The 19,235-nt window shown below is 60.4% G+C and carries 11 protein-coding genes, 1 tRNA gene and 1 pseudogene; 4 read left to right on the top strand and 9 right to left on the bottom strand.

Features of this window, described 5'->3' with window-relative positions; translation table 11 throughout:
- The 5 genes and pseudogenes from M2103_RS11040 to M2103_RS11060 form a co-directional block, all read right to left on the bottom strand.
- Positions 1-680, bottom strand: a pseudogene (locus tag M2103_RS11040) (hypothetical protein); the annotation flags it as partial.
- 557 nt (positions 681-1,237) lie between these two features.
- A complete protein-coding gene (locus tag M2103_RS11045) occupies positions 1,238-1,840 on the bottom strand; it encodes a hypothetical protein (protein ID WP_277510576.1) in 603 nt (200 codons plus the stop codon).
- Positions 1,841-1,854: 14 nt separating this feature from the next.
- Entirely contained in the window at positions 1,855-3,216 is a 1,362-nt protein-coding gene (locus M2103_RS11050) for a hypothetical protein (RefSeq protein WP_277510578.1), read from the bottom strand.
- Positions 3,217-3,636: 420 nt separating this feature from the next.
- Positions 3,637-4,638: a DUF6528 family protein gene (locus M2103_RS11055; RefSeq protein ID WP_277510579.1), complete on the bottom strand. Its 1,002-nt coding sequence runs from the start codon at positions 4,636-4,638 to the stop codon at positions 3,637-3,639.
- Between the two features lie 409 nt (positions 4,639-5,047).
- Positions 5,048-5,236: a hypothetical protein gene (locus M2103_RS11060; RefSeq protein ID WP_108825402.1), complete on the bottom strand. Its 189-nt coding sequence runs from the start codon at positions 5,234-5,236 to the stop codon at positions 5,048-5,050.
- Between the two features lie 138 nt (positions 5,237-5,374).
- On the opposite strand from M2103_RS11060, the gene M2103_RS11065 reads away from it, so the two are divergent.
- From M2103_RS11065 to ispH, 3 genes are all read left to right on the top strand, one after another.
- Positions 5,375-6,274 carry a LysR family transcriptional regulator gene (locus tag M2103_RS11065; protein ID WP_277510581.1) on the top strand — a complete coding sequence of 300 codons (900 nt, stop codon included), beginning with the start codon at positions 5,375-5,377 and terminating at the stop codon, positions 6,272-6,274.
- Between the two features lie 121 nt (positions 6,275-6,395).
- Positions 6,396-12,293 (top strand): translocation/assembly module TamB domain-containing protein, encoded by a 5,898-nt coding sequence (locus tag M2103_RS11070; protein WP_277510582.1) that lies wholly within the window; start codon positions 6,396-6,398, stop codon positions 12,291-12,293.
- A gap of 51 nt (positions 12,294-12,344) precedes the next feature.
- Positions 12,345-14,072, top strand: coding sequence for a 4-hydroxy-3-methylbut-2-enyl diphosphate reductase (gene ispH / locus M2103_RS11075; protein WP_277510583.1), 1,728 nt, complete (start codon positions 12,345-12,347; stop codon positions 14,070-14,072).
- Positions 14,073-14,118: 46 nt separating this feature from the next.
- On the opposite strand, the gene M2103_RS11080 is transcribed toward ispH, so the two are convergent.
- The 3 genes from M2103_RS11080 to M2103_RS11090 all read right to left on the bottom strand — a co-directional run bounded on the left by M2103_RS11080 (position 14,119) and on the right by M2103_RS11090 (position 16,826).
- On the bottom strand, positions 14,119-15,606 hold the full coding sequence (locus M2103_RS11080; protein WP_277510584.1) for an arylsulfatase: 1,488 nt from the start codon (positions 15,604-15,606) through the stop codon (positions 14,119-14,121).
- A gap of 114 nt (positions 15,607-15,720) precedes the next feature.
- A tRNA-Ala gene (locus M2103_RS11085) sits at positions 15,721-15,796 on the bottom strand.
- Positions 15,797-15,887: 91 nt separating this feature from the next.
- Positions 15,888-16,826, bottom strand: coding sequence for a 2-dehydropantoate 2-reductase (locus M2103_RS11090; protein WP_277510586.1), 939 nt, complete (start codon positions 16,824-16,826; stop codon positions 15,888-15,890).
- A gap of 238 nt (positions 16,827-17,064) precedes the next feature.
- Between M2103_RS11090 and M2103_RS11095 the strand changes: the two genes are divergently transcribed.
- Positions 17,065-17,889 (top strand): M48 family metallopeptidase, encoded by an 825-nt coding sequence (locus M2103_RS11095; protein WP_108825409.1) that lies wholly within the window; start codon positions 17,065-17,067, stop codon positions 17,887-17,889.
- 88 nt (positions 17,890-17,977) lie between these two features.
- Here M2103_RS11095 and M2103_RS11100 read toward each other — a convergent pair whose 3' ends face one another.
- Positions 17,978-19,072 carry a hypothetical protein gene (locus M2103_RS11100; RefSeq protein WP_277510587.1) on the bottom strand — a complete coding sequence of 365 codons (1,095 nt, stop codon included), beginning with the start codon at positions 19,070-19,072 and terminating at the stop codon, positions 17,978-17,980.
- Positions 19,073-19,235 lie beyond the last annotated feature (163 nt).

Genomic DNA, 19,235 nt, shown 5'->3' on the forward strand with positions numbered 1-19,235 from the left:
GCCTCGGCCGCCGCCAGCGCCGCCTCGTATGCCAGCCATTCGGGGGAATCGATCGTGAAACCCGGGTCGGCGAAGCGCAGTAGCGCCTCGGGTCGAGCGTATTGGCGCAGGGGCAGGCAACTGACTGTGGGGGCAACGCCGTAATATGCCACCAAACCGTCGCCGGCGCCGGAAGGCCCGGAATTTATATAGCGTCCCAGCCGCGCGGAATAATACACCGAGCCGGCACTAACCAGGCCCGTCTCCCAATCCATCCAACCGTCGCCAAAGGTGAAGGGGTTTTTCTTCGCATACTCGCCCTGTGCGCGCAGAAGGTTGCCGTTGGGGTCGTATTCGTAAACGGCGACGATTGTAGTGCCGTTGCCATCGTCGCGCACCAAGGCCGTGACGCTGCCCGAGGCGTCGCGCACAGGCAGGTAGGTTTGCGGGCTGGCTGTGTTGGTGCGGTCGTGGATCATGAGCAGTTCGCCGGTAGCGCCCCAAGCGAAGGTGCGCAGCACCCGGCGCGTGGTCGCGTCAATTTCGGCGACGGGTTGGGTGCCGTTGTAGACATAGAGGTGATGGTAGCGTTCCCGCCACTGGCCGCCAGTCTTTTCCTGCACGCGTTTGCCGACGCGGCGGTTGGCGTAATCGTAGGTGAAGCTGATGATCAGCGGTTGGCGGATGGATGATTTCGGCAAGGATAGGCCACGTTCTTTACATAGCGTGGGCAGTCGCGTCCCTACCGTAATTTCGACGAGTTGATCACAAGTGAAAGAGATTGTGGCAACAGCAATCGGGTTGACTCGGGACAAGTGGCACGAGGCGGGCAAGTCATTGGGGTGTTTGGTTGATGTAGGCAAGTTTGGCCGTGGAACCGCGCGGGAATGGCGGAGCATAAAGGTTTTGGGTGAAACCCCCGTTTGCACTTGAGTGCCCGAATTGCCGGTGCGGAAACACTCTCCCCCATCGTAGCGCAAAAAATAATACGGCGGTTGTTGTCGAGAAGCTGTTCCCATTGCGTTTTTCTTAAATTTTTTTAATTTTTGACCAAATTGGCACGCTGGCAACGCCGTGCTATGGTTGGCTTGTGGGCGGTTGTTGCGGACTGAGCACGCCATCGCGTGCGAGGGAGCAAGCAGACGGCGTGACGGGCGCGGCCTCCGCGCCGCGTCTGGCGCGACGTGTGCCGCAGGGCGTTCGTGCGACGTTATCGCGTTCGTTTGCGTGCGGATGACGTTCGTTCGCGTTGCGGCGGCTAGAGGGAAAAATCAACGGACAACGTCCTGACCCCTTCGGAAATTCCCACTTTTTTCGGCGGATGATCTTTATCTAAAACCAACGTGATTTCGCCCGCCCAAACATTAAACCACTTTGCAAAATCTTCGCCGACGGAATATCCGATCTGCATCTTTTTAAGCGTTCCCTTTTTCGTGAGTTGCACATTCGCAACGGGGAGCTGTGCAACTTCACCGGGATCTAGCTCTACAAGCCGCAAGTCACTAATAGGCGGTTTTATCGTGAAGCCACTAACACCTGTATCACTTGATATTTCATAAGTGACGCTTGCACTCGTTTTGTCCGGCTTGGCAATCAAGACATTAGTATCTCGCCCCAAAAGTATTCCGACTCGCTGCTTTCCTGCATTTTGTATATAAGCACGAACAGTCCACCATTCGCCTGTCTCTTTAGGTGCGGCACCATCTGAGATTTCAAGGGAGTGTTTTTTTCCAACGTCAGCATAAATCCGTATATTCTTATTTTCTTCATATGCCATACCTTCAATCACCTCCAGATCTGCTCTTAGTTTTGCGAAAAAAACGAAGGAGCTCAGACACATTATTAATGTTATTTTTTTCATGCGTATGCCCTCAATTATGGCCCCTTCCTTACGGGATCTCTATATGGCCAATCAGCCGCAGGCGACGGTAATGCTTGGTCTTTTTTAAGTTCTACTGTGAATGGGAATCCATAAACGCGCACACCTGCTTCATTGGCCATGCTCTGAAGATAACGGCCCGAGTCACCTGCTGAACACCCGAAAAGCACTATCGCGCCACCTCTTTCAACATATATACTTAATGATTTTATATCGTCTGCAGTGAGCAATCGATCTCCAAGCTGCTGTCGCATTCCCCCATACCAATTCTCATCACCATGATCTAATACCACGACATATTTTACCGAGTGGGTATTGATTCCACTTTCTGTTGCGAGAGCAGAGGCTATAAATCCGCTTTGGGCGTCAATTGCATACTTAGGATCAGTTACCGTTTTCGTTGCCAGCGTCTTCAACTGTGCACCAGTCGCATGTTTTGGATTATTTGGATCTGCTTTTTCCTTCCCATCATAGACGATCATTACAGATCCCCAACCAGAACCACTCGTCGGGATTTTCGACGTTCCACCTCCGGCCATCGTTACACTGTCTGGGGCTTGCATAATCTCCAGTTGGGCAGCGCTGAAGTTTAGTGTGGCAGTGCCGTCATTTTCGATCAAGAGGGTGCTGCCAAGGGTGTTCGTCACCAGCATGCTTCCGTCGCTGTAATATTCAATATAAGCGCCGCCTTCGCGGTGGTCCGTGCCTATCAAATAGGCATTGCTCAAGCCGTGGTCCCTGGAGTTAAAAACGGCATTTTGATGATAGTCATGCTCATCCGCGATGAACTCATCGGCCGTATTATCCTCGGGCGACTCGCAATCGGGATTATGGCTTCGTTCACCGTCCAGTGCCATGCTCTCCGCCTCAGCGGCCTGCTCATAGGCCACCCGTGCCGTTTCATAGGCGGTCCACGCCGCCTCGTAGGCCGCCAGTTCGGCGGGATTGACCGACTGCCAGCTCGGCGTGGAGGTGTTGCGTCGCGAGGACGGGCGGGCGTATTGGCGCGTGTGGTGATAATTGATGGATGGATCGACGCCAAAGCAGGCGCTGATGCCATCGCCGGCACCGGAAGGTCCGGAATTTATATAGCGTCCCAGCCGCGCGGAATAATACACCGAGCCGGCGCTAACCAGGCCCGTCTCCCAATCCATCCAACCGCCGCCAAAGGTGAAGGGGTTTTTCTTCGCATACTCGCCCTGCGCGCGCAGAAGGTTGCCGTTGGGGTCGTATTCGTAAACGGCGACGATTGTAGTGCTGTTGCCATCGTCGCGCACCAAGGCCGTGACGCTGCCCGAGGCGTCGCGCACGGGCAGGTAAGTTTGCGTGCTGGCGGGGATTGTGCGGTCGTGGATCATGAGCAGTTCGCCGGTAGCGCCCCAAGCGAAGGTGCGCAGCAGTCGGCGCGTGGTCGCGTCAATTTCGGCGACGGGTTGGGTGCCGTTGTAGACATAGGAAAAGCAAAATTGACCGCGATGTGGGGTTGTCGAGGTGCGCGCGCGATGGGTTGGTGTGCGAGTTTTTTTTGCATAGCATGGGCAGTTGCATCCCTATCGCAAGTCTGATCGGGGCATTTTGGATGAACTAGGCCGTGAACGGAAGGAGTGTTTGCCCTGGGGGAGCGGGGCGGGGCAGTGCGGAGATGGCGTCGTGCGTCGCGGCGAAACAGCCCCGAGCGGAGCGAACAAAAGCTGCTCATCGCGTTTTAGCCGAAGCTGGGACGTTGTTTGCCATGGTTGTTGGCTTGGATGGTTCACCTTACATCGCGCGAGTCGCGCTTACTGGTAGCGCGGGGACCATATTCTCGCCCTGTATATTGTGCAGGCGGGGGTGGTGCGTGTGAATGACAAATCGCCCGTGGCCGGGTCGTAGAAGGAAACCGTGTTTGTCGTGTAACGGCACGGGCCCGGTTTGTTGGATGACTCGGTGACAATAATTTTTCCGTTCTTCCCCGGCAGCTTCCCGGCCGATTTAATATTAACCCCGTCGAATCGTCGCGCGTCCCCGGGGGCCGGCGTGAATGTTTTTTCTGTTTTGTTATAAACATATACTCCGGAATGATCAGCATACCATAGTTTATTAATATCATCAAAATCCGGGGAGAGGTCGTGCGGCCATTTGAGTCCGTTTGGAGACGCTCCGCGCGGCCTGATGCTTCTTTTGGACACATCCTCGGTGATTGTCGGACGCTCCCTCGTTCCGCCAATAACATAGGCAAAGATGCCGTGCCATTCCTTGCCCTCGATATGAATCGTGCCGCCCGCCCACAGGATGTTGTAAGCCGGATCCCAAAGAAGGGCGTGCGCGGCGCAAAGCGGCGCCTCGGCATAATCATCCGTCACGGCGGGGTTGGAGGTGTTGTATATTCGCACCCAGTTGCCCTTGCCGGGGCGGCGTTGTCCCGTTCCCGCGACGGCGAGGTTGCCGTTGGGGAGGAGTTCCACGGCGTGATTGTTGGGGTCTTCCGCCGGCGGATAAATTTTCTCCCATAGTTTCTGCCCTTTTACGTGATTGCCCGCGGGCTCATGTGCCACCACGGCGAGCCAGCGTCCGCCCTGCACGGCGCAGGCCGACGCCGCCTTGCCGGGGAATCCCGTTGTGTTGCGAAGTTTCAGGTCGCCCACGCCGGCTCCCATCGCCTTGATGGCGTCGGGGGAAAAGCCCAGTTCGGGCACGGGTTTGAACTGCCACAGCCGGGTGGATGCGTCCCATGTCGTGTCGTTGTAATTATGGACCTCCACTGATTTTTCGACGGTGTTGCTGATGGCGATGCAATCCATGCCGGATGTTATTTTCTGATGGTCGCGCGCGGCATTCGGCTTGTTGGTTGCGGATGTTGGGGCGGGGGAGGGGGCTGCGGAAATGGCGCAAATTAAAAGCGCGGGGAGAATCAAAGTCGCCGCACAACAGGCGCCCCGGCGCGCGGCACGGAATGGTTTTGAGGAAGGGGCGCGGCGTGACGTTTTTGTGAAAGCTTGCGGCATGAAAATGCATACAATGAACTCGGTGTGCGAACGCGAGGCAAACCGCATGCGCTCCATGCGCTTCCTGCAATTTACGGATCGGTGCCGGCGGGGTGGGGAGCTTTTAAACGCCATGTTCGCGCGATTTCGTGTTTGGCGTGATTAAAATTAAAGAGGCCCGGATATTCATCCGAGCCTCGTGGGTTCTATCTAAGAAAACAAACGCTTAACGGGAGGCATTGTGCCTGGTTCCGTGGCCGTATTCGATGAAGCCCATGGTGATGAGCGACAAAACGACCCCGTAACCCAAAATGCCGGTTAACTTCACGGTGGCGCTCACCGGAGCCACAAGGATCGCCAGGGCGATCAATACGGCAACTATGAGAGCTGCGAAGATTGAGCGGTTGTTTTTCATGTTGGTTACTTTCTGTTTAGTGTTAGTCCACTCCGAGACGGAATGGAGATGCCATTAAACTACCATAAGGGCGCAATAGGGGAAATACTTAGATTTTATTGCAACAATAGTTTAAAGCTATCAATTTGACGTAACTTTATGGAAATCCATCAACTACGCTATTTTGTCGCGGTTGCCAAAACGGGCAATTTCACCCGTGCGGCCGAGCACTGTCATGTTTCGCAACCATCGTTGAGCCAGCAGATTATAAATCTTGAGGCGGAGCTTGGCCATAAGCTCTTTCATCGTCTCGGGCGCAAGGCCGTGCTCACTGAAAGCGGCGAGCTCTTTATCGGACGCGCCCGGCGTGTCTTGCACGAGATCGAGGCTGCCACCCGCGAAATCAAGGACGCCCCGACGCTCGAACGGCGCATCACCGTCGGCGCAATCCCCACTGTCATGCCGCATCTCATGACTGCCATCATCGGGCAGGCGCTCCAAAAGCACCCCGACCTCATCATCCACGCCCGCGAGGATTTTCGCCCCGCGCTTGTCAAATCCGTGCTCGAAGGCGATCTCGACATGGCGCTTGTTTCCATGCCCGTCACCGACGCCCGCGTCGCTGTCGAGACGCTTTTCACCGAGCCGCTCCTCCTCGCCGTCTCGAAAACGCATCCCCTCGCGACGCAACCGACCGTCTCGGGCGACGACCTTCGCAACGAAACCTTCGCGCTTCTCGGACATTCGAGCGCCCTTGCCGCCAAGATTCAGGGCTTCTGCGGCGCGCACGATTTCGAACCCATGATCGGCTATCGCTGCTCGCAAATCGCCACGGTGAAATCCTTTGTCGCCATGGGGCTGGGCATTTCCATCCTTCCGCAGCTTTCGCGTGTTTCCGGGGACGACTCACGCATCGTTTACCGCGATCTCAGCGGACGCGCCCCGACCCGTGAAATTGCCCTTATCCGCCACCCTCAACGCTACCAAAGCCGCGGCGCCTCGCTCTTTATCGAAACCCTCCGTGAGAGCATCAAGCCACTCGCCACCGATGGCGCGTGAGTTTTTGTTCGCGGTGAAACGCGGGCGGTGTCCGGCATGCGCGCGCCGGACGCATGCGGGGTCGCGCTCAACTTGATATTGCCCGCGCGCCTGCGCGCCTTCATCCAATGTATAGCAATCCATGCGCCGCCTACGCCGCATATTTCTCGTCCTCCTTGCCGCACTGATCATCGGTGTGCTCGCATCGCCGTGGTGGATTGCGCCGGTGTCACGCCCGCTGCTCAAGCGAAACGGCGTCACCTTCGCCGCCGCCGATACCAACGGCTACTCGCGCCTCGTGCTTTCCGATTTGATGGTCGCCACGCCGGCCGCCGACATTTCCGCCACCCGTGTCGAACTCGACACGCCCTGGCTGCTTCTTTGGCACCGCGCTTTTTCGCAACCCGGCCCCGTCACAATCGACGACTGCCGTGTCACAATAAAAAACACGCCCGCCCGCGCTGATGATGCCGCGCCCGCATCATCGTCACGCGGTCTCCGGTCCGTGTTAGGCACGGTTGATTCCCTCCTGTCGCAACTCACCCCGTGGCTGCCCGAGTTGCAGATTAACCGGGGGCGGGTCGAGATCGCCGGCGCGCCTCTCGAAATCGATTCAATCAACTGGCGTTCGGACAAAAACAAATCCCTCCTCGAAATCGCCTCCGCACGCTACCGCAATCACACCGCCGCCGCATCCATCACATTGGAAAACGCGACCGGCATGCTTGCGCTGCACCTCGCGCACACCGACCCCGGCAAGCACGCCAATACCATCGACGCCACGCTTGCCGGCGAGAACCTTGCCGCAACCATCAAGCTCCTCGACCAAACCGCCGCGCTCACCGCCCGTTTCGATCCCGCCGGCTGGCTTCCCTCCGAGGCGTTGCTCGACGCCCCGTCACTTTCGCTCACCGCCGGGCAGCTCGCCCGCGTCAATTTTCCCGCGCCCTACACAACCGCGACCGGCTCGGCGCGCATCGAATATCGCGACACCCGCCTCACCGCCGACATCGCCGCCCATGCCGAAGCCGCGCCAGAGGAATCCGCCCCGCCCCTCGACATCGCCTTCCACGCCCAAGGCACGCCCGAACAAATCGACATCACCGTGCTCGACATTGCGATCCCCGGCATCGCCGCAAAACTCTCCGCGCCCGTTTCCATCACGCGCGATCTTCGCCTCCTCTCGCCGCAATCCCGTTTCACGTTCGATGCCGATCTCGCGCAACAACCCTGGTTTGCCGCGCAAGGTCGCGTCACCGGCGAAGTCGCGCTCGATTCCACGCGCTTCGACAAACTCCACGCCGACGCCCGCCTCCAGGCGGAAAACATCCAGCTCGCCGGAATCGCCGTCGACCGACTCGCGATCAACCTCACCCAGGACGATCACCTCACCCGCCTGAACGCCCTCGACCTCGCGCTTCCCGACGGTTCGCAACTCAACGCCTCCGGCCAATACGACATCACTGCGCGCACGCTTTCCAAAACCACGCTCTCCGCCCGCGTTCTGCCCGCGGACGTCGCCCGTTTCCTGCCCGCCGGAGTCGCTTTTGATGGCATTACGCTCACCGTTTCCGCCGAGGGACCCGCAACCGCGCCCGAGCATCGCGGCTCCATCGAAATCCAAAACGCGCGCGCTTCCGTGCTCGAGAATCCCGTCAACATCACCGCCAGTTGGCGCGGGCGGGACCTCGCCGCCGACGCGCTCAACCTCACTCTCAATGCCGCCGGGACCGAGCTCATCCTCGCCGCCACCGGCGTCTCCGCGCAAAGCGTCACGCTCGCCTCGGCCTCCATTCGCAAAAACAACACCAGCCTCCTCTCGCTTCTCGCCCCCGCCACCTTCAGCCGCGCGGCCGACGGCTCCTTCACGCTCGAGCCCCTTTCGTTCGCCTCGCCCGATGGTGTGTCCAAGTTATCGCTGCAGGCCGCCGTCGCGCGCGCCATCTCGCTTTCCTTCACCGCCGCCAACATCGACTCCGCGCTATTTTCCGACATCGTCGACACCGGGCCGCTTCCCTGGCATGTTGCCTCCGCCGAAATCAACGCCTCGCTGCCCGATCCCGATGCCGCGCTCTCCGCGTCCGTCACGCTCGACGCCCGTTTCGACTACGCGCAAACGCTTCCCGCCGCCGCGCGTGAAACGCCCGGACTGCCAGACTCCGCGCTCATCAATGTCGCCGCCAGTCTTACCCCAAAAGGCCTGAGCATCGACCGCCTCACCGTCAGCGAAACCGCGAGCCGTTCCCTCGTCGCCCACGTTTCAGGCACCATCCCGATCACCGTTAGTCCCGTCGGCGAAACCCTGTTTCGCATGGACAAAAGCGCCCCGCTCGCGCTCAGCGCCCACACCCAGCCCGACAGCCCTTTCTGGCATAATCTCGCCGAGGCCACCGGCATCACGCTCGAATCACCGCGCATCAGCGCCCGCGTCGAGGGCACGCTGAGGAAACCCGACGCCCATGCCGACATCACCATCGCGCGCCTCAGCTTCGACCAAACCCGCTGGCCCAAGCGCTTCGCCAAGCTTCCCGCTCTCCCTCCGCTTCCGGAAATCACCGGCCTCGCCACAAAACTCAACACCGACGGCTCCACGATCAACCTTGAGCAATTTTCCCTGCTCCTCGCCGGGCAACCCGTCACCGCCGCCGCGCGTTTTACCCTCGATAAAAATCTCTCGCCGGAAGTCGAGACCCTGCGCCTGGACACCAACGCCGACCTTTCCGCTTTTGCCGAATACAGCAATTCCATCCTCGCCCCCCGCGGACGCCTCGAACTATCGCTCAACCTCGTCCCCGGCAAACCGCTCGAGGGCCGTCTCCAGCTTCACGACGCCGCGCTTCGGCCGCTTGCGCCGCTCGGCGTTGTCAATGCCATCAACGCGGACGCGCGACTCACGGGCCGCCGTTTCGAAATCACCACCGCCACCGCCCTTATCGGCAACCAGCCCGCCACGCTCACGGGCAGCGTTGTTTTCCCCGACAACACCGTGGCCGCCATCCAGCCCGACCTCGTGCTCAAGGCGTCCAATGTTCCCTTCGCCCGCGAACCCGGGCTGCTCGTTCGCGGTGACATCGACCTGCGTATCAAGAATTCGGATACACCCGCCGGCTCCGTTCCGGTCATACAAGGTTCGCTTCGGCTTCGCGAAAGCCTCTTCCTCGCCGACATGCGCGCCTTCTGGTCAACCCGTCCCGCCAGCGGGCCGGAAAGCCGTCCTCCCTTCTTCGCCATCGAGACGCCCCCTCTCGACAAGTGGCGTCTCGACGTCGACGTGCGCGGCCCCGGTTTTTTGCGCATCAACACCACCGTGTTCGCCGGGCGCCTTTCCGCCGCGTTCAAGCTCGACGGCACGCTCGGCGACCCGCGGCTCGTCGGCGACGCCACCATCGACAGCGGTAAAGTGCTCCTGCCCTTCGCCACCTTCACCGCGCAATCCGGGCGCGTTCGCCTCACCCAGGCGGCCCCGCACATGCCGCGCATCGAGTTCACCGCCGCCTCGCGCACCCTCGGCTACGACTTGCGCATGGAAGTCCGCGGCACCGCCGAAAACCCGCGCCTCACCTTCACATCCAGCCCCGCGCTCACCTCCGAGCAAATCCTCCTCATGGTCATGGCCGGCGAGGCTCCGAACAACGAAATCAATTACAGCGACCAGCAGCGCGCGCTCAGCTTTGGCACCTATCTCGGGCAGGGCCTCATCAACGACATCTTCGGCCTTTCGCCCGACGAAAGCCGCCTCACGCTCATCAGCGGCGAAAAACTCACACGCCAGGGCCGCGAAACCTACACCGTCGAATACAAGCTCGACGAACGCTGGACCGCCGTTGGCGAATACGACGAATTCGACGCCTATAACCTCGGCATGCGCTGGCTCGCCTACCGCAGCAAAATCCGCGGCCCCGCCGCCCCGCTCAAGCCAAGTGAAAAAAACGCGGACACCGAAAAAAGTTCCCCTCCAAAAATCAAAGTTCGCGGGCGCGGTTTCTGGGCAAACCTCACCAGCAAACGCATGCTCCAGCGAACACTTTCACTCGACAAAACCCACGGCTCCGCGCTCACCGCCAACGAAGTCGAGGACGCCGCGTTCCTTCTCATCTCGCAACTTGTCGAAAAGGGTTACATGCACCCCAAGCTTACGATCACGACCACTCCGGCGCCGCCCGCCGCGCCGCTCACCTTTACCACAAACGAAAGCCTCGAACTCGACCTGCCCCGCGAACTTTCAGCAACCTCAGCCCGCTTCAAAATTGAAACCGGAAAACGCTACAAACTCAACGAGGTCACTTTCACGCACACAGGTCCGTCCACCATCGCCGACGACGACGCGCGCCAGTTCTTCCTTCCCGACACGGGCCTCTTCGGCGACAAAACCATCCCCTATTCGCCCGCCGCAATCAGCGGCGCCGCCGCCGCGCTGGAGGAAACCCTGAAGCAACGGGGATATGCCGGCGCACTCGTCACCGTTGCCGACCTGCGCATCGACGACGACACCGGCCGTGTTGCCGCGCAAATCAACATCAACGAGGGCTCCTTGTGGGAAATTAATTCGCTCGACGCCCGTTTCCCCGAAACCGTCCAAGTCACCGCGGTTGAAACCAGCGATATTGCGCTCGAAACCCTGCTCGCCAGACTTCGCCGCGATTTTATTTCGAAACCCTGGTCGCAATGGGCGCAGCAGGACATCGCCGAGCAAATCCGCCAGTATTTTTATCGCAAAGGCTACCCCGATATCACCGCGCAAATTGCAATCGCCACACCCGATTCACCCGCGCCCCGGATCGCCGATGCGCGAACCGTCACGCCTGTGGCCGTTCGTGTTGACATCACACCCGGCCCGCAGGTGCGGCTCGGCATTGTCAAAATCGAGGGCAACCGCCACACGCGCCCCTCGCTCATCAACCGCCGCATCCGCCTCCTCCCCGGCGATCTCCTCAACCCGCTCGCCATCGAATCCGCGCGCTTCCGCATCAGCCGCCTTGGCGCCTTTCGCGGCATCGAGGCCGGTTATGCGCACGATGGTTCCGCCGAGCGCGACCTCACTTTCACCCTCACCGAAAGCCCGGGCACCAATCTCTCGCTCCTCCTCGGCTGGGGCAGTTACGAGCAGTTGCGCGGCGGTTTTGAAATACGCCGACTCAACACGCTCGGCATCGCCGACCAGACGCGCCTCCAGGTCATCCAGTCCTCCAAAAGCACCAGCGGCGATCTCACCTTCAGCGTGCCGGACCTCTTCGCCCGCAACGTCAACGGCTCCGTGAGCGCCTTCGGCCTGCGCCGCGAGGAGGCCGCATTCAAGCGCATTGAATACGGCGGCACCGTCACGCTCCGCCGCGCCTGGCCCAGGCGCGGTTACGAGGTGAGCAGCGGCTACACCTACGAGTCGCTCAACAACACCCGCGACTCCCTTTCGCCCGAGGCCGGAAAAACCGCCCGCACCATCGCCGCCACCATCAACCTCAGCATCGCGCGCGACCGGCGCGACAATCCCCTGTCTCCAAAAAGAGGATACAATTGGTATCTGCAGGGCGAGTTTGCCAGCCACTACCTCGGCGGGCGCACCGACTATCACCGTTATCGCGCGGGTTTCAATTATCACACTTCCTGGGGACGAACCCGCTGGATTCACGCCGGCATTTCGCAGGGCCTCATCTCGCCCTTCGGCAATCGCGACACGCCGCTGCCCATCAACAAACTTTTTTATCCCGGCGGCGAAAACACCATCCGCGGTTACCAGGATGGCGAAGCCGCCCCGCGCGATGCCAACGGCGCTTTTCTCGGCGCGAAAGTTTACACGATAATCAACTTGGAGCTCGAACAGGCGCTGATCGGCAACCTGAACTTTGTGATCTTCTACGACCTGCTCGGGGCCAGCGCGAACCTCGCCGATTACCCCGGCAACGAATGGTTGAACAGCGCGGGCGTGGGCTTCCGTTATCACACAATTCTCGGTCCCCTCCGCCTCGAATACGGGCGCAACCTGAACCCGCGCGCCGACGACCCCGGCGGCACCCTCCACTTCTCAATAGGCATCCCGTTCTAACCTCTTGCATCCTTTTCAGCCCTTCAGTCCTTCAGCCTTCCCCTCCCTCCCGTGCCAACCGCAATCCTCGCATTCAACACCAACAACCAGCTCGCCATCCGGCGCGCGGGCTCCTCCGCGCAACTCGCCTTCACCGGCGGCGATCTTCCCGAAACCCTCGCCCGCCTTGAGGCCGTTTTCCAAGCGCACACCGGCCCCCGCGCCGCATTCACCACCGGCGACGGCCTGCACGTTCACCTCGCGCAAGTCACAGGCGAACCCGTCGATCGTGATATCCATTTTGCCTCCATCGACTCGTTGCAATCCGCGCCCGACGCCCCCGACCCAGTCCTCGCCGGTGTCCTTGCGCAACTCGACCCGCACCTCATCGCCATCCCCTATCTGCACCTCGGCGAGAATGATTTTATCTACAAATTCCGCCCCGACAAGGAGCGCAACAGCCGCATCTACCAACTCGACGACAATGCCCGCGCGCTCTACCAATCGCAACTCTGCTCCGCCATCAAGGCCCTCTCGCGCGCCAACGAACGCACCGCCTCCGCTCCCGTCCCCCTCGACTTTGGCGCCGTCCGCTACCTCATCCCCAGTCACTTCGGATTTTGTCTCGGCGTGAAAAATGCCATTGAGCGCGCCTACGAAACGCTCGCCGAAAATCCCGGACGCCGCGTCTTCATGCTTTCCGAGCTTATCCACAATCCCTACGTCAACGAAGACCTCCGCCGCCGCGGCCTCCGCTATCTCCAAACCGACAAAGGCCAGCCGATCGGCACCGGCGACGGACGCCAGCTTTGGGATGTTTTAACACCTGACGACATCGTCATCATTCCCGCCTTCGGCGCAACCGACGACGACAAGCGGCGCCTTGTGCGCAAGGGCATCCCCGTCCTCCAATACGACGCCACTTGCATGCTCGTGGAAAAAGTCTGGAAGGCGGCGCGCGCCTTCGGACGCGAGGGTTTCACCATCATCATCCACGGCAAGCACGAGCACGAGGAAACCAAGGCCACTTTTTCCAACGCCCGCCGCCACGCCCCTGCGCTCATTGTGCGCAACCTCGCCGAGGCCCGCATCCTCACCGACATCATCCAAGGCGACTCGGGCGATTCGTCCGTGCTTGCCGCCGCCCGTGAAAAATTTGCCGCCACCTTTGCCGGCAAGCACACGCCGGGCTTCGACATCACCCGCGACCTCCAGCGAGTCGCCGTGGTCAACCAAACCACGCTCCTGATGAACGAAACGCTTGCGATTATAGAGCACCTCCGCTCCGCCTACGCGGCCAAATACGGCTCCGTCGAAGCCGCCGCCCGCGTCGGGGGCAACGCCAAGCGCGACACCCTCTGCTACGCCACGCAAGTCAATCAGGACGCGCTCAGCCGCGCCCTCGCGGAGCCGCTCGACGCCGCCATTGTCATTGGCGGCAAAAACTCCTCCAACACATACCAGCTTTACCGTCTCTGCGAGCAAACGCTCGGCCCGCGCGCCTTTTTCATCCAAAGCGAGCGCAACATCCGCTCGCTCGACGCCATCGAGCATTACCATTTCCCCGCCCACGGCCCGCGCGTCACCGTCGCCCCCTTCGACAATACCGAGATCAAAACCCTCCCGCGTCCCTCCGCGCCGGGTCAACCGCTTCGCATTCTTATCACCGGCGGAGCCTCCTGCCCCGACGGCATCATCCAACAAGTCGTTGCAAAAATAAACTCACTCCTCCCCGCCCAAACCATCCGCCCCATTGATGCCGTCCTTGGCGATCTGGAGCGCCATGACAAACCTGCGTAATCATGGCGCGCGATTTCCGTGAGAAACGTCTTTGTCGCCGCGCCGGTTAAACTCCCGGGATGTTTACGGGAAAGATGGCGTTGGGGCGTTTTTCCTTTTTGAAAATCTCGACGGCTTTTTTGACCAGGTCGGCGCGGGTGGAGGCCAGGTTTTCTTTTTCACCGATGTCGTTGGCGAGGTTGTAAACCTCCCAGTCGCCGGGTTGTTTTTTGTTCAGGTTTCTGCGCAGCACTTTGTATTCGCCGACGCGGACGGCGGCTTGTCCGCCGTATTCGGGAAACACCCAGACCATCGGGTTGCGCTCGGGGCGGACGCCCTTGTCCAGCATGACGGGGAGGAAGTTGACGCCGTCGCCGCGGGCGGGCTTTTCAATGCCGGCGGCGGCGCAAAGCGTCGGGGCGTAGTCGGGGAAATAGGTCGGAAAATCCGTGGTGGCGCCGGCGGGGATTTTCCCCGGCCAGCGCATGACGCAGGGGATGCGAATGCCGCCCTCGTAAACGGAGCCCTTGAAGCCGCGCAGGCCCGCGGTGGAGTTGAAAAAGTCGGCGTCAACGCCGCCGGTGTTCCAGCGTTTCGAGTTGCGCCCGGGCAGCGTGGTGCCGTTGTCGCTGGTGAAAATGATGAGCGTGTTGTCCGCGATGCCGAGCTCGTCGAGTTTCGCCATAATTTTGCCGACGTATGCGTCGAGCCCGGTGATCATGGCGGCGTAGGCGGCGCGCGGGCGTGTTTGCGGCGTGTAGCCGTTTTCACCGCGATAGGCGTCGGCGTCCCAACTTTCGGGATAGCGGTCGAGGTATTCCTTTTCGGGCATCAGGCTGACATGCGGCTCGGTGGGTGTGTAATAAAGAAAGAACGGTTTTTGCGCCTTCGCCTGCGCGTCGATAAACCGGAGCGCGTCCTCGATGATGAGCGGCGAGGCGTGTTGCGCGCCGGTCCACGTGGCCATGTCAACGGGTTGGTCCGGCGGCGACTTGGCGCGCCCTGGAACCGGAGTTGGGTTGATGATGATTTTCCGGTCATCATTCCAAAGATGCGGCGGATAATAGGAGTGCGCCATGCGCTGGCAGTTGTAGCCGAAGAAATGGTCGAAGCCGCGCTTGAGCGGATCGCCCTCGGAACCGACCGGCCCCATGCCCCATTTCCCGACGACCGCCGTCGCGTAGCCCGCGTTTTGGAAGAGTTGCGGGAACAGGGTGTGTTCGGCGGGAATCGGGAATTGCCCCTCGGGCTGTATTTCCTTGTTGCCGCGAATGGGCGAGTTGCCGAGGTGCAGCCCGGTCATCAACGTGGTGCGCGCCGGCGCGCAGACGGGGGCGCCGGAATAGCTGTTGGTGAAGCGGAGGCCTTCGCGGGCGAGCTTGTCGATGTTGGGTGTTTTTATTTTTTGCTGCCCGTAGCAACCGAGTTCGCCCCAGCCGAGGTCGTCGGCCAGGATAAAAACGACATTGGGCTTTTTGATATCGCCGGCGGGTTGCGCGGCGAGGCAGAGGCCCGCGGTGGAGGTGGTGAGCGCGAGGAGGGTCAGGGGACGCATGGGGAAAGGAATATCATTCCGGTTTTTCAAATCAAGGGCGGGGTTGCGAAATGGCGGGTGTTTCGCCGGCCCGACACAACCCTTTGCCACGGGTATTTTCTTATCGGGGAAAATTGGTGGAGCAGACCGGGATCAAACCGGCGACCTCGTCGTTGCGAACGACGCGCTCTATCAACTGAGCTACTGCCCCAAACACAAGATTGGAGGTTCTGATGGATGCGCGGGCGTTAGTAAAACTATTTTTTCGTGTTTTGTGAAAATGACGCGGAGCCGCCCTCCGTTCATGTAAGCGCGTGCAGGAGCGCGTGGAGCATTTCGAGGCGCGGGGTGGGGACGTTGCGCGCCTTGGCGCGGCGCATGGGCTCGCCCCAGATGGATTCCACCTCGACCTCGCGCTTGGCGAGGTAGTCGATGAGGCTGGAGGGTTTGTAGGCGCCCATGGGGCGCGTGGTGTCGAGCTGCTTTTGGACGAATGATTCGGGGATTGCGCAACCGTGCGCCGCCGCCGCGGCCGCGATTTCGCGCATGAGCGCCGCGGCCTCGTTTTCGAGCACGGGATCCGCCATGATTTTGTCGGTCGTGATTCCGCCGGCCGCAATCGAGAGGCCGTTGAAGGGCACATTCCAGACGAGTTTGCGCCAGCGCAGTTCGATGAGGTTGTCGCTGACGGTGGTTTTGACTCCGGCGCGGGTGAACTTTTCAGCAATGGCGCGGAGGCGCTCGGTTGCGGGACGTTGAAACTCGCCCAGGCTGAGCGCGCCGGTCGAGGTGCATGAAATCTCGCCGGGCGCGAGGCGGTTGACACAAATGAAGCAAATCCCGCCAAGTATGTGTTCGGCGCCGAAAATGGCGGCGAGCTCCTCGTCTGAGCCGAGTCCGTTTTGCAAGGTCAGGATCGTGGTGCCGTCGTGGAGGAGCGGCGTGATGAGTTCGCGGAACGATGCGTTGGCGGTTGTCTTGAGGGCGATGATGACGAGGTCGCACGGGCCGATTTCGCCGGGCGTGGCGGCGGTGCGCAGCGTTTCGGGCGGCAGGTGAAATGTTTCGGTTGGCACCGAGACGGTGAGGCCGCGCTTGCGGACGGTGGCGAGATCGCCGCGCATGAGGAAGTGGACGTTTTCGCCCGCCCGTGCGAGACGCGCGCCATAATAGCAGCCGAGCGCGCCGGCGCCGACTATGGCGATTTTAGGTGAAGCGGCGTTGGTGAGCGTGAGGTTCATCGGAATTTGAAAGGGCTGCCATTATGGAAACACACGGGGACCGCATGGGAATCAAATATTGTCCCGTGGCGCGTTTTTGGCGAACCAACAGCAGCGCACGAACAACCGCATTTCCTGACTCGCGGGCGCGGATGCAAAAGGGGCTTGGTTGACACAAAGGGGATGATTTTGCGGGGCGCGGGCTAATTGCTGCTTGATTGCATCAACGGCGCAGGTTTCTTTTCCAACCTCTCCTTCCATGAAAACATACCTTACTCTTGCTCTCTCGATTCTTCTGCTGGGTCTTGTTGGTTGCTCGACTGTTTCCGAAACCGGACGTCGGCAGCTCATCCTTCCGAGCGTTCTGCAAAACGAAAACCAGACGGGACTGGCGGCATTTGCCGACATTAAAAAATCCGAAAAAATCTCCACCGACTCCAAGGCCACCGCCCAAGTGCAGCGCGTGGGCAACCGCATCAAGGATTCCGTGATGAAGTCGCATCCGATGTCCGATGCCGAATGGGAGTTTGTGTTGTTCGAATCGGACCAGGTGAACGCTTTTGCCCTGCCCGGCGGCAAGGTCGGCGTTTACACCGGCTTGCTCAAGCTCGTGTCCGGCGACGACGAGCTCGCCATCGTTATCGGCCACGAAATCGCGCACGTCACATCCCACCACGGCTCGGAACGCGCCTCGCAGACCTCGCTCGCGAATGTCCTCTCCCAAGTTGGCAGCAGCGCGCTGGGATACAGCGAATTGGGCGACACGGCCAAAAAAGGCATCATGCTCGCCTACACGGGAGCGGCGCAGGGCACGCTGCTAAAATACTCGCGCGATCATGAAACCGAAGCCGACGTCATCGGCATGCAATTCGCCTCGGGCGCGGGATACAATCCGCAGGCCGCTGTGACTTTCTGGAAAAAAATGGCCGCGCAAAGCGGCAAAGGCCAGTCGTCGGGAGTTTCCGCAATGATTGAAAAATGGACCTCCACGCACCCGCCCGATGCCGAGCGCATTGCCAAGCTCGAGAGCCTCGTGCCGAAATACATGCCCGTCTACGAGCAGGCAAAATTGCAGTATAAATAATAGTCGGGCCAAAGGCGGCGCGGACATTTCTGTCCGTGCCGTGAATTGTTCGCCGCTTTGCACAGACCGGAATGTCTGTGCTATTTTTTTATCCGCCCAGCTTGGCCCGCAGATAGGGCGCGGTTGGCGAGTTTTTGACTTTCAGCAGGCCGGCAAGAGCGCCCTGATAAATAAGCTCGCCACCTGCCGGGCCGCCCTCGGGGCCGAGCTCGATAATGTAGTCGGCTTCCGCAAGCAAATCGAGATGGTGCTCAATCACGACAACGGTGTGCCCCTGGTCAACGAGCGAGTGGAGAACATGGATCAGCTTCTCGCAATCGCTCAGGTGCAGGCCGATGGTCGGCTCTTCAAGCAGGTAGAGATTGCGGGGTTGCTCGCCGCGCAGGTGCTCGCGGTAGCTGACAAGCCCGTGTGTGAGCTCGGTGACGAGTTTCAGTCGCTGCGCCTCGCCGCCGCTGAGGGTGGGGGAGGACTGGCCGAGCGTCAGGTAACCAAGCCCGCAATCGACCATGAGCTTGCAGACCTGCGAGAGCCTGCTGTGAAAATCGAAAAACTCCACCGCCTCGTCGAAGGTGAGCTGGAGCACCTGCGCGATGCTTTTGTTTTTCCAGGTGATGTCGGCCATGTCGGGCGCGTAACGAGTGCCGCGGCAGTCGTCGCAGACCAAATACGTGTCGGGCATGAACGCCATTTCGAGCTTGATGCGTCCCGCGCCCTGGCACGTCTCGCAGCGCCCGCCCTTTGTGTTGAACGAAAAACGCGACGCGGTGTAGCCGCGCATTTTTGCCTCGGGCAGCGTGGCAAAAAACTGGCGGATCAAGTCGAAAATTCCAAGGTAGGTGGCGGGCGTCGAGCGCGGTGTTTTGCCGATGGGATTCTGGTCAACCTCGATGACGCTCCTGAATGCGTTGCCTCCGGTGAGGGTGTTGAACGGAGGCTGTTTTGATCCGGCAAGTGATTCGTCCTCGAAGCCCGTCGCCTTGGCAAAGGCGTTGCCGCGAAGCACGGGCGTGCCGGTTTTGATTGCGTGGGCGACGGCGGGATGCAGCAGGTCGCGAAACAGGGTCGACTTGCCCGCGCCGCTCGGCCCCGCGACCATGATGAGCCGCCCAAGCGGCAGCCGCAGGTCGAAGCCCTTTAGATTGCGCAGGCGCGCCGCGGTGAGTGTGAGCCAGTCCGGCATGGTAAACCGCGCACGATGCGCCACCGTGCCAGGATTTCAAACCCGGATTTTTAAGGACGGAATTTGCGGGATTAACAGGATAAAGACCGAGGCTTTTTATCGCAGCCAAACCGCCGGGCAATTTGCGTCGATTTATTTGCGACGAAGGTTATAGGAACATCCT

The organism is Ereboglobus sp. PH5-5, assembly GCF_029504805.1.
In the GTDB taxonomy this organism is placed as follows: Bacteria; Verrucomicrobiota; Verrucomicrobiia; order Opitutales; family Opitutaceae; genus Ereboglobus.